This window comes from Sphaerisporangium dianthi (assembly GCF_042654065.1).
Lineage (GTDB): Bacteria > Actinomycetota > Actinomycetes > Streptosporangiales > Streptosporangiaceae > Sphaerisporangium > Sphaerisporangium dianthi.
On sequence record NZ_JBHSFP010000018.1, the window covers coordinates 95,026 to 111,036 of the forward strand.

Here is a 16,011-nt window from a genome sequence, read left to right on the forward strand (position 1 = left end):
TGCCCCGGCCCTCTTCAGGCGGGGCCGGGGAAAGCGCTCCGGACGGGGCCGCCGCGCGCCCCGGGAGGCGCCGGGGGCGCCGCCGGGCGGGGCGGGCCGCCCGGCGGTGTCCTCAGGTCGTGGGGCTCGGAGATCAGATCAACGGGCGCAGGGAGAGGGTCTGGGTGCGGCCGGGGCCGACGCCGATGGCGGAGATGGGGGCGCCGCTCAGTTCCTCCAGCGCCCGCACGTAGTCCTGCGCGTTCTTCGGCAGGTCCTCGAACGACTTGGCCTCGGTGATGTCCTCCTGCCAGCCCGGCAGCTCCTCGTAGATGGGCTTGGCGTGGTGGAAGTCGGTCTGGGTCATCGGGATCTCGTCGTGGCGCACGCCGTCCACCTCGTAGGCGACGCACACCGGGATGCGCTCCAGGCCCGACAGCACGTCCAGCTTGGTGAGGAAGAAGTCGGTCACGCCGTTGATGCGCGTGGCGTAGCGGGCGATGATCGCGTCGAACCAGCCGCAGCGGCGGTCGCGGCCGGTGGTGACGCCGTACTCGCCGCCGGTCGTGCGCAGCCAGTCGCCCATCTCGTCGGTGAGCTCGGTCGGGAACGGGCCGGAGCCGACGCGCGTGGTGTAGGCCTTGAGGATGCCGATCACGCGGGTCAGCCGGGTCGGCGGGATGCCGGAGCCGATGCACGCCCCGCCGGAGGTCGGCGAGGATGAGGTCACGAACGGGTAGGTGCCGTGGTCGATGTCGAGCAGGTTGCCCTGGCCGCCTTCGAGTAGGACGACCTTGCCCTCGTCCAGCGCCTTGTTGAGGATCAGCGAGGTGTCGGCGATGTGCGGCTTGAGCCGCTCGGCGTAGCCGAGGTACTCCTCGAGGACCCGCGCGGGCTCGATGCCCCTGCGGTTGTAGACCTTGGTCAGCACCTGGTTCTTCTCGTTCAGGGCGACCTCGATCTTCTTGCCGAGGATGCCGGGGTCGAGCAGGTCCTGGACGCGGACGCCCATACGAGCGATCTTGTCGCCGTAGGCGGGGCCGATGCCGCGGCCGGTGGTGCCGATGCGGGCCTTGCCGAGGTAGCGCTCGGTGACCTTGTCCAGTGCCTTGTGGTGGGGCATGATCAAGTGCGCGCTGGCCGAGATCAGCAGCCGGTCGCACGTGATGCCGCGCTCGCGGAGCCCGTCGATCTCCGACAGGAGCACCCCGGGGTCGATGACGACACCGTTGCCGATCACCGGGACGACCTCCGGCGAGAGCACTCCGGTGGGCAGCAGGTGCAGCGCGTACTTCTGGTCGCCGATGACCACGGTGTGGCCGGCGTTGTTCCCGCCCTGATAGCGGACGACGTAGTCCACCTCTCCGCCGAGCAGGTCGGTGGCCTTACCCTTGCCCTCATCGCCCCATTGGGCGCCCACGAGAACGACAGCCGGCATGGTTAACTCCCGCGCACCAAAAACGAAACCCCTGGCGCAAGCGCGACAGGGGCTCTTGCGTTGAGAGACTACCCGAGCATGCTGATGCCGCCCAAGCGCGACTTACTGGGGACTTTCTAGGAGTTCAGTGCCTTTACCGCCGCCGGGCTGCTGTCGCGGAGGAATTGGGCGCATCGCTCGGCCTCGTCCTTCTCGCCGATCGCCTGGGCGGCTCGCGCGAGCGCGTTGAGACAGCGCAGGAACCCCTGGTTCGGTTCGTGCTCCCAGGGGATGGGGCCGTGGCCCTTCCACCCCGCCCTGCGCAGCTGGTCCAGCCCTCGGTGGTAGCCGGTGCGGGCGAAGGCGTAGGACGTCACGGCGTGTCCGGCGGCGAAGTACTCGTCGGACAGCGCCGCCCATGCCGCCGGGTAGGCGGGGAAGCGCGCGGCGACGTCACTGGCCTGGGCGCCGGCTTCCAGCGCTTCCCTGGCTTCCGGGTTGTCCGGCAGGTGGGTCGGCGGTGGCCCGGCGATGAGGTTCTCGTGCGTTTCCATGAGCACAGTCTTACCTGTGCCGGGCCTCCGTGGTCATGCCCCCTGCCGCGATACGTGGGGAAGCCGCTGATTGTCGGCTACGGTGAAATGGTTGCGGACGCAATCACAGCCCGATCGCCGCCCCCGTACAGCCCGATCGCCGACGCGCGCACGGTCCGATCACGAGCACAGGCACGGTCCGATCATCAACCCGGGCGCCGCCCGGTCACCGAGGCGGGCACCGCCCCGAGGATCCGAGAAGGAGCACCCGCCGTGACCCTTTCCGCCTCGCGGCGCGCCGCTTCCCTGCTGGTCGTGGCGCTGACGGCCGCCGTCCTGGCCGTCGTCACGGCCTGCGGCGGGACCGTTCCCGGCCATGGGAACGATGCGGGCACGACGACTTCCCCCGGCGGCCAGGGCGGCGCGTCCGCCGGTCACGGCCGGACGGTGGTGTCGCTGACCTTCGACGACGCCTGGGCGACCCAGACGGTCGCCGCGGACCTGCTGCGCGCCCACCACCTCGTGGGAACGTTCTACATCAACAGTGGCTTCCTCGGCCGTCCCAAGCGGCTCACGCGCACGCAGGTGGAGGCGCTGGCGCGCGCGGGCAACGAGATCGGCGGGCACACCCTCACCCACCCTCGGCTGCCCACGCTGAGCAGGGCCGCCCAGCGCCACCAGATCTGCGACGACCGGCGCGCTCTGCTGGCCATGGGGTTTCGGCCCCGCTCGTTCGCCTACCCCTACGGCATGTACGACCGGACGACCATCGCCGTCGTCCGCGGCTGCGGGTACGACAGCGCGCGCAGGTCGGGCGGCCTGGCCGGCCCCGCCGACCGCTGCACGCAGTGCCTGCGGGCGGAGGACGTGCGGGCGACCGGCCCGTACGAGCTGCGCACGACGCCCGCGGTGCGCCGGTCGATGACGCTCGACGCCCTGACGTCGTACGTGCGGCAGGCGCGGGAACGCGGAGGCGGCCTGGTCGCCTTCCAGTTCCACAACGTGTGCGACGGCTGTGACGAGTGGGGCGTGCGGCCGGACGTCCTCGACGGCTTCTTCGGCTGGCTGGAGGCCCAGGGGGTGACGGTGCGCCGGTTCGGGGACGTCGTCGGCGGCTCGCTGCGCCCCATGCCGCGCGCGGCCGCGCGCGGCATGGCGGTCAGCGCAGGCGCCTGAGCAGGGCCCTGGCGCCGCGCCGCGCGGAGATCGGCGGCCGGGGGGCTTTCCCCCGGCTCGCGCTCCCGTCCGCCCCGCCGTCGTCGGCGGCCGCGCCCTGCCCGGTCATGGCGGTGAGCCGGCCGGTCAGGCGGGCGTTCTCCGCGCGCAGCCTCGCGATCTCGCGGGTGAGAGCGGGGTCGTCCACCTTGCCCCGCTTGGGCGGCTGCGCCTCGGCCGCGGGGAGGAAGCCCAGCGTCCTGCCGTCCATCCACCGCGTGCCGGACACGTCGTCGACCGCGGCGTCCAGCGGCTCCGCCTCGTCGCGCACCAGGGCGGCCCTCGCGAACGCGCCGGTGTGCTCCAGCCGGGCCGTGACCACCTCGTCTTCCTCGTCGAGGGCCACGCTGACCAGCCCGTATCCCTGCTCGGACGCCTGCTGCACGAGCCGCCGGAGCGTCTCGGGGCCGGGCACCCACCCGGCGGGGCAGAACATGCGGTAAGGCACGGGGGCCGCCGTGCCGGGCGTCTCCGCGGCGAACCGCACGCGCGGGTCGCCGCGGTACAGCCCGCGCACCATCACCAGGTCCAGGCGCGGGCTGTCGAGCGGGTTGCGCCGGTCCTCCCGCGCCTCGTCCCACGGCCCGACCAGGGTGATCCGGATGTCGTTGAGCGTGCTCGCGAGGAAGCCGTCCACGGTCGCCCGCAGGTCGTCGTAGGTCGCGCCCTCCGCCTCGACGACGACCTCCACGTACGGCACCAGCCACTGGCGGCGGGGATGGGTGCGCAGCCACCGCATGACCGGGATGTGGTCGGGAACGAAGACCTGGTTGTAGCGCCGGACCTGCTCGCCGTCGCGCATCATCATCGACGTGCCGAGGTGGCGGCTGCGGGCCTCGGGCGCCAGGACGAACGCGGCGCCCGCCTGTGCGAGCCGGTAGCCGAGCTCGGTGTCCTCGCCGAGGACCAGGCCGGTGTCGAGCGGGCCCGCCTCGCGCAGCAGGCGGGCGTTCACCGACGCGGCGTTGGTCACGTGGACGCGGTAGGCGGCGTCGCCGGCTGTGCGGAGCCCGTCGGTCCGCTCGGCCAGGTCGACGATCCAGCTGTGCGGCTCGCTCGCCGCCTCGTCGAAGAGCTTCTCGGTGGCCGCCGCGCTGACGGCCGCGTGCACCTCGGCGGGGCCGGGCCCGCCGGGCCGGTGGTCGACGTACCGCACGTACCCCATGACCACCAGGTAGTGGGCGAGGTGGTGCCAGCGCATGTGCGCCTCCACCTCGTCGTGGAAGGTCACCATGTCGGCGTCGAGCCAGTGGACGACGTCCCCGTCGGCGACGGCGAGCCCGGCGTTGCGGGCGTCGGAGCGTCCGCGCGCCCCGGGCTCGGTGGTGATCAGCCGGGTGTTCTCCGGCCTGATCTCCGGCAGGCGCAGCGCCGGGGAGGTGCCGTCGTCGACGACCACGACCTCCGTCAGGTGCCGGGGGTAGCTCTGCGCCGCCAGCGCGGCGAGGGTCAGGTCGAGCTTGTCCTGGTGGCCGTAGGCGGCGATCACCACGCTGACCGGCAGCCGGGGCGTCCACGCGCCGGGCTCCGGAGGCGTGAGCGTCCCGTAGTCGTTGTGCCGGATCCGTGGCTGGGCCCCTCGTGCGTGCCCGGTCGGCTGCTGCGTCACTGCTCCCACTCCATCAGTCGGCTCGGCCGGAATCCCCGCCACTGTTCCTTGGCCCTGGCCAGGAAGTAGCCGATCGGCTCCTGCCAGGTGTGCCTGCCCCGCGCGGCCCTGCGGGCCACGAATCCCAGGCCGTGCGTCCGGTAGATGCCGCCGCCCGCCCGCAGCAGATCCTGGAAGAACTGCACGTCCACCGCGCGCGGCACCGGGCGGAAGCCGCCGAGGGCCTCGAACGCCGAGCGGGCCACGACGAACGTGCCGCCGGCCACGTGGTTGGACATCGTCTCGCTGGTCCAGTCGCGCCGGATGGTGAGGTCGATCTGCTGCAGGTAGAAGAACTCCGAGGCGGCGCCCACGAGCTCGGCTCCCGAATAGGACTGGGCGAGCATCATGTCGGCCAGGTGATGGGGGCCGTACCAGTCGTCGTCGTCCCACTTGCTCAGGAACGAGCCGCCGGCGTGGCGGGCCGCCTGGTTGAGCACGACGCCGAACGGCACCGACGCGTCCGCCTCGACGACGGTGATCGGACGGTCGAAGCCGGCGACGGCCCGCGCGACCTCCGGGGTGCCGGCCGGCACCCCGTGCAGGGTGAGGATGACCTCCAGGTCCACCCCGCGCTGCCGCTGGATCTGCCCGAGGGCGAAGGGCACCAGGGCCGCCCGCCTCGTGCACATGATGACCGAGATCGCGGGCGGGGCCGGGACGGCGATGCCCGACCGGGCGGCGAGGTCCCGCCACCGCGCCATGGTCCCGTGCTGGGTGAGGGCCGTCCGGCGCAGCCGGACGCTGTGCTCCTCCCTGCGCAGGTCGTCGGCCAGATCCTCTTCGGTCGCGGCGGTCAGCCGCGTGGCCAGTTCAGGGCCGAGCGCCCGCGCGGCCCACTCCGGAGGCGGGTCCGACAGCAGGGGGACGCCGGCGGCGGCCAGGGCGGTCACGGCGCGGACCGCGGCGATCGGGCCGGTGTGGGCCGGACGCCAGGCGACGCGGACGCCGCGCAGGCGGCGCAGCCGGCCGACGTCGGCGTCGGTGACGCCGCCCGAGGCGGGCAGGCGGGTGAGCGTCCGGTCTTCCAGGCGGATCTCCCAGCGTCCGTCGCGCTGGAGGAGGTCGGCGACCGGCCGCGTAGGGGTCTTGAGGAAGCCCTGGGGGTTGACCGAGCGCTCGTCCACGGGCGGCACGGCCTCCGGGGCGAACTGCGCGCCGGCCAGCGCCTGGTACCCCCCGGGAGAGCCGATGCGCTCCCAGGTGACCGAGGGCCGGCGGTCGACGGCGGGCACCCGCTCGTCGATCCACCGCGGCCCGGGCGGGACGGCGCGGATGGCCAGGTCGGCGGTGGACACGCCCGACCGTTCGGGAACGGGGCCCTGGCGGTCGGCGACGGTCACGTTGGGGTCGCCGGGCCGCCAGTCGGCGAGGCCGGGACCGGCCAGCCCCGCCATGGGCAGTGGATAGCCGCTCAGGTGGTGGCCGCCGAAGCTCCTGGCGACGGCCGCGGCGACCTCCCCGGCGGGCCGCGGCTCGGAGAAGCGGGCCTTGACCCGCCAGCCGGTGCTGCCGTACCGGGAGACGCCGACGTCCCGCAGGAAACGGCGGCCGAGTCCCGGCGACAGCGGCACACCAGGGGCGTCGCACCATGGCGGCGACTCCACGACGATCACGCCGACCATGGAGGCCGCGGGGAGCTCCCCGCTGAGCGTCACGGCCCGGCGCAGGTCGGTGGGCGTGCGCGCGACGACCAGGACGGCGGAGGGCTCGGTGGTGGTCCACGGCGCGGGGCCCATGCTGTCCACGTCGGCCGCTTCGAAGGCCACGCCGGGGAGCAGGCCGTCGAGGTCGGCGGTCTCCACTCCGGCGACGGCCACGGCGATCTTCCCGCCGCCCCGGGTCAGCTCGGCGGTCATCCCGGCCGAGGCGAGGGCGGCGGTCATGCCCGGCCTCCCCGGAGGCCGGCGTCCGGGCACTGGAAGGAGGTCATCGGGGGGTCCGCCTGAGGATCATGGCGCCCTTCTCGGCCGGGTACGCGAAGCCGGTCAGCTCCGGGTGCTCGGTGAGCCAGCGGTCGGCCGCCTCCCGCTCGCCGGGGCGGTCGGTGTCGTCCATGACGAACCAGGCGCCCTCCGCGCAGCGCGGCAGCAGCACCGGCAGCGCCGGATAGCGGGCGAGCGGGGCGACGGCCCCGGGCGGCCCGTCCACGAAGACCAGGCCGACGCCGTTGAGGTCGTCCACGGCCCTGGTGTCGTACCAGGGGAAGGTCTCGCCGCCCGCGGTCCAGGGGGTGAGCGGGGCGTGGCGCACCTCGACCACGTCCTGCAGGCCGTGGGCGGCGACGAGGTCCCTGGAGGCCTCGGCGAACCGCTCGTCGTGCTCCAGGGCGACGATCCGGCCGCCGCCGAATCGCTGGACGGCGTATCCGAGCCAGACGCTGGACGCCCCGCTCCCGCACTCCACGATGATCTTTGGGTGGTCCGCCGCGACGCGCTCGATGAGCAGGCGCAGGACGTCGGGGGAGGCCGCCCAGCCGCGCAGCCGGGGGAGCGGCGCGCGCGGTTCGAGCAGGGCCCGGACGTCGATCAGCGCTTCGAGCTGCGCGTAGTCGCGGCGGGCCGCCCGTGCCAGGTCGGCCTGCCCGTGGCGCAGCGTCCCGCCCAGTTCGTCGAGCCTTTCGCCGAGGTCGCGCGCGGCGTGGACGGCGGCGCCGGTGAGGCGCTCATGGTGCTTGTGCAGGTCGGAAAGATCGTCGGCGCTCTGCCGGACGGCGGTCTCGACGCGGGACACCGCGGCGGAGAGCCGGTCGAGCCGCTGCGTCTGCGCGGCGAGCTCCATGCGGTCCTCGCCGAGGGCGGCCAGCACGGTGCGGGACTGGTCGCGGGCGGCGTCCTCCAGCCGGCCGGTGAGCCCGTCGAGCGTGGCCGTGAGCCGCGTGAGACTCTGCTCGGTCCTGGCGAGCGCGGCGTCCTGGCGCTTGGTCCGCGCGTCGATGCGCAGCGCCTTGCCGTCGGTTCTGCGCCCGCCGGCGACGATCACGGCGGTCGTGCCCAGGATCATGACCGACAGGGCTAGTTCCACCGCGACGATGGGTTCCACGGCGCCCGCAGCGGACAGCAGCACCAGCGTGATCATGACGACGCCCGCGAGGGCGGCGCTGATGACCAGGAGGAGGCGTGGGGATAATGTCCGCATAAGTTCCCTTTCTGGATTTATCAGGCAGGGGATCCCAGAATATGCAATGTCAGGTAAAGGGCTCCCAGGAGACGCGGGAGCCGTACTCACCGCGCCAGCGAGCGAGCATGCTCGCCCACTGAAGGACGTAGAGCGGACCGGACCAGCGCGCCTGCCGGGCGAGCAGGTCGGCGTCGCTCAGGGCGGCGAGTAATCGCGGGCCGAGCAGCGCCCGCGCCTCGTCGCTCGCCGCGACGCTCCCGGCCAGTTCGGCGAGCGCGGCAGGGCTCGTCGTGCGCCGCGGACCTGGGGCCGGCCGGTCGCCGGGGTCGTTCGTGGAGGGGAGCGCGGCCACATCCGGTGCTCCGTACCCGAGCATCGCCCGGTAATACGCGTGGTCCTCGCGCGCGGCGAGCGGGATGCTGAGCGCCGCGGTGACCACGTCGGGCCCGGCGAACGGCAGCCACACCTCCGCCTCGGGCCCGAGCAGCCAGTTCGGCGAGCTGTAGATCCCGCGATAGCGGGTGAGCAGGCGGGCGAGCACCGGCATGGCATGGTGCCCGTCCGCCGGTCGCGTCACCCGGTGGAAGGCCGAAAGGCTCAGGTCGGCGAGGGCGTCGCCCACCCCGGGCGCCCAGATCTCGGCGTGCCGCGGGAAGTGCCCGGACAGCGATCTCCAGGCCGCGGCGCGCGCCTGCTCACGGCCCGCGGCCCCCGCCGCGAATCCCCGGGGGCGGTCGCCGCCCCTTCTCAGCAGGCCGTCGCCGAGGCAACCGTCGATCAACGGCCCCCGCAGGCGGTGGACGGCCCGCGCGTACGGCATGGCCCACCCGTGGTGCAGGGTCTGGTACTGCGTGCGCCGCCACACCAGCCGGTGCTCCTCCAGCCAGGACTCCGGCCCGGGGACCACCGTGTGGTGCGGCACGCCGAGCGCGGCGGCCACGGCGGGGGCATGGGAGAGGTCGAGGTCCAGGCCGTCGTCGGTGCTGGTGGTCCACGCCTCGACCTGGGCGCCCGCCCGGCGGGCCGCGAGCGAGGCGAGCAGCCGCGAGTCCCAGCCGCCGCTGAGCCCGACCGCCACCGGACCCGCGCGGTGCGGGATGCGCTGCGCGATCAGGTCCACCATGTCCTCGGGGGCGGGCGGCTTGTGCGGTTCGGCGGCCAGCCAGGCGGGCTCGAAGCTCTCGACGGCCGGTCGCCCGGCGCCGGAGGAGGCACGCCAGGCGGTCGCGGGCGACAGGCGCCTGATCTCGCGGAACGGCGTCTCGTCCCCGAGCGGCGTCATCATCACCAGCAGGTTCGCCCAGGCCGACCAGTCCATGTGGAGCGGGGCGTCGTCCAGCCGGACGAGCGGGTCGACGCGGGCGGAGAAGTAGAGGGCGTCCCCCAGGGGACGGACGTGCAACTCGTTCAGGCCGAGGGCGTCGGTGTGCAGGACGGCGCCCTGGCGGTCGACGACCAGCCCGGCGGCCATGCGGCGCTCGGCGGCGTCCTGCCACGAGTGCGGCTGCGGGAGCCCGCCCGCCAGCGGCCACCACAGGTAGCCGGAGCGCGGGCCGGACGACCAGTTCTCGGGCTCGCCCGTCGACCACAGGGCAGCGGACGGGGAGCGGTGCACCTCGTCGAGCCCCCGCGGCGAGGCCGACAGCAGCCGGTCCGCCACGCGTGCATCCCACTTTCCGATGGCACCGCACACATATGGTCGCGCTCGGTAGGAGATGAACATTTAGCTCATGCTAACGACATATTTGTTACATCAGCCTCCCTATCATCTCTTTTTGCGATTTCTCTCAGGGAATTCCCATGGAACGGGCAGGACCTGCGACCTTGCCCGTTCCACGCGATCAGAGCGGCTTCTCCTCGAAGATCGCCGTTACGTCAGGACAGCTTGGTGCCGGCGGACAGCAGGTGCTCGCAGGCCTCCGTCACGCGCGCCGCCATGCCCGCCTCTGCCGCCTTGCCCCACGAGCGGGGGTCGTACTCCTTCTTGCTGCCCACGTCGCCGTCGACCTTCAGGACGCCGTCGTACTTCCTGAACATGTGGTCGGCCACCGGGCGGGTGAAGGCGTACTGGGTGTCGGTGTCGATGTTCATCTTCACCACGCCGTAGGAGATCGCCTCGCGGATCTCTTCGAGCGAGGAGCCGGAGCCGCCGTGGAAGACCAGGTAGAACGGCTTCTCCTGGCTGTACTTGGCGCCGACGGCGTCCTGGATGTCCTTCAGCACGCTCGGGCGCAGCTTGACGTGACCCGGCTTGTAGACGCCGTGCACGTTGCCGAAGGTGGCGGCCAGCATGTAGCGGCCGCGGTCGCCCAGACCGAGCGCCTCGGCGGTGGCCAGGGCGTCCTCGGGCGTGCTGTAGAGCTTCTCGTTCATCTCGCCGACGACGCCGTCCTCCTCGCCGCCGACCACGCCGATCTCGGCCTCGAGGACGATGTTGGCCGCGTTGGCCTTCTCGAGGAGTTCGCGGGCGATCTGGAGGTTCTCGTCCAGCGGGCAGGCCGAGCCGTCCCACATGTGCGACTGGAACAGCGGGTCCTTGCCCTGCGCGATGCGCTCGAGCGAGATGTCGAGAAGCGGCCGTACGAAGCCGTCGAGCCTTTCCTTCTGGCAGTGGTCGGTGTGCAGGGCGACGGTCACCGGGTACTTGGCGGCCACGACGCGGGCGTACTCGGCCAGCGCCACCGAGCCGGTCACCATGTCCTTCACCGACGTGCCGGAGAGGTACTCGGCGCCTCCGGTGGACACCTGGATGATGCCGTCACTCTCGGCCTCGGCGAACCCGCGCAGCGCGGCGTTCAGCGTCTGCGAGGACGTCACGTTGATGGCCGGATATGCGAAACCATTGGCCTTGGCCCGGTCGAGCATCTCGGCGTAGACCTCTGGGGTCGCGATAGGCATCGGAAGTCATCTCCCTAGAAGGAACGAAATCGGCTGGTGGAGGGCTAGAACGCACCCCCGGGCAAGTATTCCGAAGCGGCGGCGTTCCAGGAAGGAGGAGCCCGGCCCTTGTTTTCGCCCGTGGGTCCTCTTGTTTCCACCGGCGGGCCGTGCTAGACGCTCGGCGCCGGCCTTTCACGCCATCGTTCGTCCTCGCCCTCAGGTCTACCCTCTCGCACACCGAACCCGCCTGCCAGCGGTACCCTCATCGGTGATGGACCTCACAAATCTTCTGGACGCCCAATGGTGGATCGTCACCTTCGGGCTCATCGGCATCCTGGCGATCATCTTCGCCGAGACGGGCCTGCTCATCGGGTTCTTCCTGCCCGGCGACTCGCTCCTCGTGGTCGCCGGCATGGGGGCGTCCACGGCCGTCGCCACCTCCTTCGGCCTCGACACGCCGTTCCCGCTGCCCGTCCTGCTGATCTGCACGCCGCTGTGCGCGATCGCGGGCGCCCAGCTCGGGCACTACATCGGCGCCAAGAGCGGCCCCCGCCTGTTCTCCCGGCCCGACTCGCGCCTGTTCAAGCAGGAGTACGTCGACAAGGCCGAGCATTACTTCGCGAAGTTCGGCCCGTCCAAGGCCGTGGTGCTGGCGAGGTTCATCCCGATCGTCCGCACGTTCCTCAACCCGGTCGCCGGCATGCTCGGCATGCCGGTGCGGCGGTTCTTCCTGTGGAACGTCGTGGGCGGCGTCCTTTGGACCGAGTCGATGCTGCTCATCGGCTACGCCGTCGGCACCTTCGCCGGCAACGCCGTCCCGGACGTCGACCGCTACATCCTGCCGGGCGCCGCGTTGATCGTCCTCCTGTCGGTGATCCCGATCATCCGCGAGATCATCAAGGGCCGGCGGGAGGCCAGGACGGCCACCGACGCGGCCGTCGAGCCCCGCGGGCGCCATCACCGCGACCCGGCCCCGCCGCTGTAACGACCCCGCCCTGCGGCTTGACGGGCCGGCCCTGCCGCTGTGACGAGCCGGCCCCGCGCTGTGACGAGCCGGCCCGCCGCTGTGACGACGCGGCCCGGCGCCCGGTGCGGTGGTCCGCCGACACCGCCGAGGTGAGGCCGCCCAGGTCACGGCCGCGCCCGGTGGGCGAGTAACTCCTGCTTAGCGGTCGTCGGAGGCCTCACAAGCGCTACCCTCCGGTATGTGGGACGCCACAGGTCGGACCCGTTGGGCATCGCCCGCCTGCTGCTCGTGGGCCTGGCGGTCCTGGTGCTGCTCGCGCTGATCGTGGTGGGCGTCCTCGCCCTCATAGGCTCGCTGAGCTCCGACGCCGAGCCCGCGCCGACGCCCGGCGTCGGCGCAGGTCAGACGGCCGCGGCCGCTCCCTCGTCCGCGTCCCCCGCGGCGCTCTCCTCGCCTTCGCCCTCGGCCGGCGCCGAAGTCCCCACCGTGTTCGTCGAGTGCCGGGCCGACCGGTGCCCGCTGTTCGTCCGGATCACCGGCGGCGACGTGGTCGAAGACCGCGACCTGAGCCGTGACCAGCAGGCCGCCTACTTCCAGCAGGCCCTGACCGTGGTGCTCGGGGACGCCTCCACCGTGTACGTCGAAGTGAACGGCGAGCCGCGCTCCCCCGGCGAACCGGGGGAGCGCCAGACCCTCAAGATCGAGCGCGACACGGCGCTCTGACGCGAAACTTTCATCCGCGGCGCCCCGCCGGGCGGTTCCGCGGAGGCCGGTCTAGTCGAGACCGAGGTCGGTCAGCGTGTACGCCGTGCGGTAGGTCAGCCCGGCCGCTTCGATGGCCGCCGCCGCGCCCCGGTCCACGATGGTCGCGACGCCGACGATCTCGGCTCCCGCCTCGCGCAGCGCCTCCACCGCCGTGAGAACCGACCCCCCGGTGGTCGAGGTGTCCTCCACGGCCAGTACGCGGCGTCCGGCGACGTCCGGCCCCTCGATGCGGCGCTGCAGGCCGTGCGCCTTGCCGGCCTTGCGGACGACGAAGGCGTCAAGGACGCGCCCGCGCGCCGCCGCCGCGTGCAGCATGGCCGCGGCCACCGGGTCGGCGCCGAGCGTCAGCCCGCCGACGGCGTCGTACCCCAGATCGTCGGTGAGATCGAGCATCACCCGGCCGACCAGCGGGGCGGCGGCGCCGTCCAGGGTGATGCGCCGAAGATCCACATACCAATCGGCCTCGCGCCCCGAAGAGAGCACGACCCGTCCGTGCACCACGCCTTTTTTCTTGATCTCTTCCAGTAGATTCTCACGGTCGCTCATGGGGCAAGCCTAGAGAGGCCCGAATCGCGTCGACCGGCGGGCCACTCGTTTATCACCCCAGGTCGGTAATAGGAGGCAAACTGATACGGTCTGGCATGAACGTTCCTCGATATGGTCAGGCGCGGGCCGAATCGCCGGGATTCACCCTCGCACGATCAGTGGCTTCATTACCCTGAGATAGGGCCGGGCTTCGGCTGCCACCGGACCTGGGCCATGTAGAAAGGGCGGTGTCGCGTGGATCGCTGCGCGCTGTTCGTGGACGCCGGCTATCTGCTGGCCGACGGCGCGATGGCCGTGCATGGGACCCGCCATCGCGAAGCCGTCGCCTGGGACTACCCTGGCCTGCTCGACCTGCTGTCCACGCTCGCCCGCGAGCGCACCGGCCTGCCGTTGCTGCGCTGCTACTGGTACGAGGCGACGGTCGAGGGCAGGCGCACCCCCGAGCACGACGCGCTCGCCGACATCCCCGGGCTCAAGCTGCGGCTGGCCCGCATCAGGCCGGGCCGCAGAGAGGGCGTGGACGCCCAGGTCCACCGCGACCTGATGACCCTGGCCCGCAACAACGCCATCTGCGACGCCGTCGTGGTGAGCGGCGACGAAGACCTTGCCCAGGTGGTCAGCGACGCCCAGGACCTCGGCATCCGCGTCACCGTGATCCACATCGCGGCCGAGGGCGGGTGGGCGGTGTCGCGCACGCTCCAGCAAGAGTGCGACGACCTGATCGAGATCGGCGGCGGGCACCTCCGGCCCTACGTCAACCTGGTCACCGGCAACGTGGCGGGCCCTGCCGACGCCGGCTCCTCCTTGGGCAACGGCCATCGCCTCCCGCAGCCCATCGGCAACGGGCGGGCCCGTGACTCCCGCGCCCAGCACCACGGCCGCCCGTCACCGGCGGCCGATTCTGCCGCCCCGGCGCCCCACGCTCTCGGCGCCGGCTCCCAGGCCCCTCCCGCTTCCGGCTCCTCGGCGCCGGCGCCCTACGATCGGCAGTCCGGCGCGGGGGGCCGCGCCCAGAGCGCTCTCGGCTCCCTGGTGGGGCCTGGCGCGCACGGCTCGGGCGGCGGTCAGGACTCCCGGGGCGCCGACTACCACCTCTCCTCCACCGGGCAGGGCGCTTCCGGCGGCGACTACCCGGGCGCGGCGGCGGGGCAGGGGCCGGCCGGCGCCGCCCACCAGGCCTCTCCCGCCGGGCAGGCGCCGCCCGACGCGAACTACCAGGGCATCTCCGCGGGGCAGGCTTCCGCCGGCTCCGACTACCCGAGCACCTCCGCCGGGCAGGGTTCGGCCGGTTCCGAGTACCAGTCCGGCTCCGGTCGGCAGGGCTCGGCCGGTGCCGACTATCAGGTTCCCCCAGGGGGGCAGAGCTCCGCCGGTTCCGAGTACCAGGTCGGCTCGGGGGGGCAGGGTTCGGCCGGTTCCGAGTACCAGTCCGGCTCCGGTCGGCAGGGTTCCGCCGGTGCCGACTACCAGAGCACCACCGCCGGGCAGGGCTCTCCGGGCTCTGAATACTCGCTTTCCTCGACCGGGCAGGGGCAGCACGGTTCCGACCACCGCGCCGCCACCGGGCAGGGCTCCCTCGGCGCCGAACCGCAGGGCGCGTCCGCCGGGCCGGGCGCCCTGGGGCCGAACTCATCCGGCTCCGGCTCGCTCGGGTCCGGCTCGCTCGGGTCCGGCTCGCTCGGGTCCGGCTCTCTGGGTCACGAGGCGCGTGCTTCGGGGCAGCCGGGGGACTCCCGTGGTCAGGGCTCCCGTCTGTCCGATGGATCCGCGTCCGGGGGCCTGTCGTCCGGCGGCCCAGGAAGCGGCGGGCTCTCCTCCGGCGGTCCGGTGTCCGGTGACCTTTCCGGCGGCGGCGGGCTCACCATGGGCTTCCCCGCCATCACCGACCGGACGGTCCTCCCCTCCTCCGGCTCGCACGGCTCCTCCGGCTCACACGGCTCCTCCGGCTCGCACGGCTCCGGCGGTTCAGGGGCGAGCGGTCTCTCCTCCGGTTCCGCGGGCCTTCCGCCCGGCGATCTGTCCTCCGGAGGCCTCACGCCCGGCGGCCTGTCGTCCGGCTCCGCCCGTTCCGGGGAGCCCGTCTCCGGCGCGTCCCACTCCTCCGGCGGGGACGGGCCGCCGTCGTCCCGCTCCGCGTCCGGCGCCACGCCGCCGGGCACGTCCGCCGCTTCCCCGGGTTCCGGCGGCGGCCCGACCACCGCGGGCGGCCTCCCGGTCCGCTCGCCCGGGTCCGGCGCCCGAGTCGGCGGCGCCCACGCGACCGGCTCGCACGGCACCGGCTCCCACTCCTCACAGCCGCACGGTTCGGGCGCGCACGGGTCCGGTTCGCCGCAGGCCGGGGGGCAGCGCCCCTCGCAGCCCGCGCTTCCCGCCGCCTACTCCGGCTCCGGGTACGCCTCCGACGCGCACCGGCCCTCCCGCGCCGCGCAGTCGTCCTCCGGGCCGCCGACCGGGCCGATGGCGGCGCCCGTCCCACCGCAGCCTCCGGCCGTGCCGGGTCAATACAGCATGGGCGGCTCCGGCGGCCCGTCCTACCCCGGACACCACCTCGGCCCGTACACCGGCCCTCAGCCGGCGCCGGTGTCCGCGATGAGCTCGCCGGGCACCACCACGCTGGCCGACGCGGTGAAGGCCGCGCACAAGGAAGGGCACGACTTCGGCGAGTCGGTCGCCCGCGACGCTCCCGCCCTGTGGCTGGAGGCCGTGCTGGCCCGCAAGCCGCGCATGCCCTCAGACCTGGAGGCCCGGCTGCTCCAGGGCTCCTCGCTGCCCATCGACTTCCTGCTCCACGACGAGGTGCGCCACGCCCTGCGCCGGGGCTTCTGGGACGCTCTGGAACGCGCCCGCCGCTGACCCCGGCAGCCCGCCGGCCGCCGTCGAGCCCCAGCCCTCTGCGAGGGCGTCGAAGCCGGGCGCGAGGCTACGACAGGGTGTCGAGGCC

12 protein-coding genes are annotated in these 16,011 nt (G+C 73.2%); 4 read left to right on the forward strand and 8 right to left on the reverse strand.

What is annotated here, in order from left to right; translation table 11 throughout:
- Positions 1 to 133: 133 nt before the first annotated feature.
- Both ACFO60_RS24375 and ACFO60_RS24380 read right to left on the reverse strand, forming a co-directional pair.
- On the reverse strand, positions 134 to 1,417 hold the full coding sequence (locus ACFO60_RS24375; protein ID WP_380843808.1) for an adenylosuccinate synthase: 1,284 nt from the start codon (positions 1,415 to 1,417) through the stop codon (positions 134 to 136).
- Between the two features lie 116 nt (positions 1,418 to 1,533).
- Positions 1,534 to 1,950, reverse strand: coding sequence for a DUF3151 domain-containing protein (locus ACFO60_RS24380; protein WP_380843810.1), 417 nt, complete (start codon positions 1,948 to 1,950; stop codon positions 1,534 to 1,536).
- Between the two features lie 252 nt (positions 1,951 to 2,202).
- Between ACFO60_RS24380 and ACFO60_RS24385 the strand changes: the two genes are divergently transcribed.
- A complete protein-coding gene (locus ACFO60_RS24385) occupies positions 2,203 to 3,105 on the forward strand; it encodes a polysaccharide deacetylase family protein (protein ID WP_380843812.1) in 903 nt (300 codons plus the stop codon).
- Here the strand turns inward: ACFO60_RS24385 and ACFO60_RS24390 are convergent.
- The 5 genes from ACFO60_RS24390 to fbaA all read right to left on the reverse strand — a co-directional run bounded on the left by ACFO60_RS24390 (position 3,089) and on the right by fbaA (position 10,810).
- Positions 3,089 to 4,753 carry a glycosyltransferase family 2 protein gene (locus ACFO60_RS24390; RefSeq protein WP_380843813.1) on the reverse strand — a complete coding sequence of 555 codons (1,665 nt, stop codon included), beginning with the start codon at positions 4,751 to 4,753 and terminating at the stop codon, positions 3,089 to 3,091. The two genes, ACFO60_RS24385 and ACFO60_RS24390, sit on opposite strands and share 17 nt — an antisense overlap.
- Positions 4,750 to 6,678 (reverse strand): glycosyltransferase, encoded by a 1,929-nt coding sequence (locus ACFO60_RS24395; RefSeq protein WP_380843815.1) that lies wholly within the window; start codon positions 6,676 to 6,678, stop codon positions 4,750 to 4,752. The genes ACFO60_RS24390 and ACFO60_RS24395 overlap by 4 nt, the downstream gene beginning before the upstream one ends.
- 43 nt (positions 6,679 to 6,721) lie before the next feature.
- On the reverse strand, positions 6,722 to 7,930 hold the full coding sequence (locus tag ACFO60_RS24400; protein ID WP_380843817.1) for a class I SAM-dependent methyltransferase: 1,209 nt from the start codon (positions 7,928 to 7,930) through the stop codon (positions 6,722 to 6,724).
- 49 nt (positions 7,931 to 7,979) lie between these two features.
- The gene (locus tag ACFO60_RS24405) at positions 7,980 to 9,572 is read right to left on the reverse strand and encodes an asparagine synthase-related protein (protein ID WP_380843819.1); all 1,593 of its coding nucleotides are present in this window, start codon (positions 9,570 to 9,572) and stop codon (positions 7,980 to 7,982) included.
- Between the two features lie 215 nt (positions 9,573 to 9,787).
- Positions 9,788 to 10,810, reverse strand: coding sequence for a class II fructose-bisphosphate aldolase (gene fbaA / locus ACFO60_RS24410; RefSeq protein WP_380843821.1), 1,023 nt, complete (start codon positions 10,808 to 10,810; stop codon positions 9,788 to 9,790).
- Between the two features lie 253 nt (positions 10,811 to 11,063).
- Here fbaA and ACFO60_RS24415 point away from each other — a divergent pair, with 253 nt between their 5' ends.
- A complete protein-coding gene (locus tag ACFO60_RS24415) occupies positions 11,064 to 11,777 on the forward strand; it encodes a DedA family protein (protein ID WP_380843823.1) in 714 nt (237 codons plus the stop codon).
- Between the two features lie 222 nt (positions 11,778 to 11,999).
- Complete coding sequence (locus tag ACFO60_RS24420) at positions 12,000 to 12,482, forward strand: hypothetical protein (protein ID WP_380843825.1); 483 nt, start codon at positions 12,000 to 12,002, stop codon at positions 12,480 to 12,482.
- 51 nt (positions 12,483 to 12,533) lie between these two features.
- Here the strand turns inward: ACFO60_RS24420 and pyrE are convergent, their stop codons facing one another.
- A complete protein-coding gene (pyrE, locus tag ACFO60_RS24425) occupies positions 12,534 to 13,070 on the reverse strand; it encodes an orotate phosphoribosyltransferase (protein ID WP_380843827.1) in 537 nt (178 codons plus the stop codon).
- A gap of 234 nt (positions 13,071 to 13,304) precedes the next feature.
- Here pyrE and ACFO60_RS24430 point away from each other — a divergent pair, with 234 nt between their 5' ends.
- A complete protein-coding gene (locus tag ACFO60_RS24430; RefSeq protein WP_380843829.1) occupies positions 13,305 to 15,923 on the forward strand; it encodes an NYN domain-containing protein in 2,619 nt (872 codons plus the stop codon).
- Positions 15,924 to 16,011 lie beyond the last annotated feature (88 nt).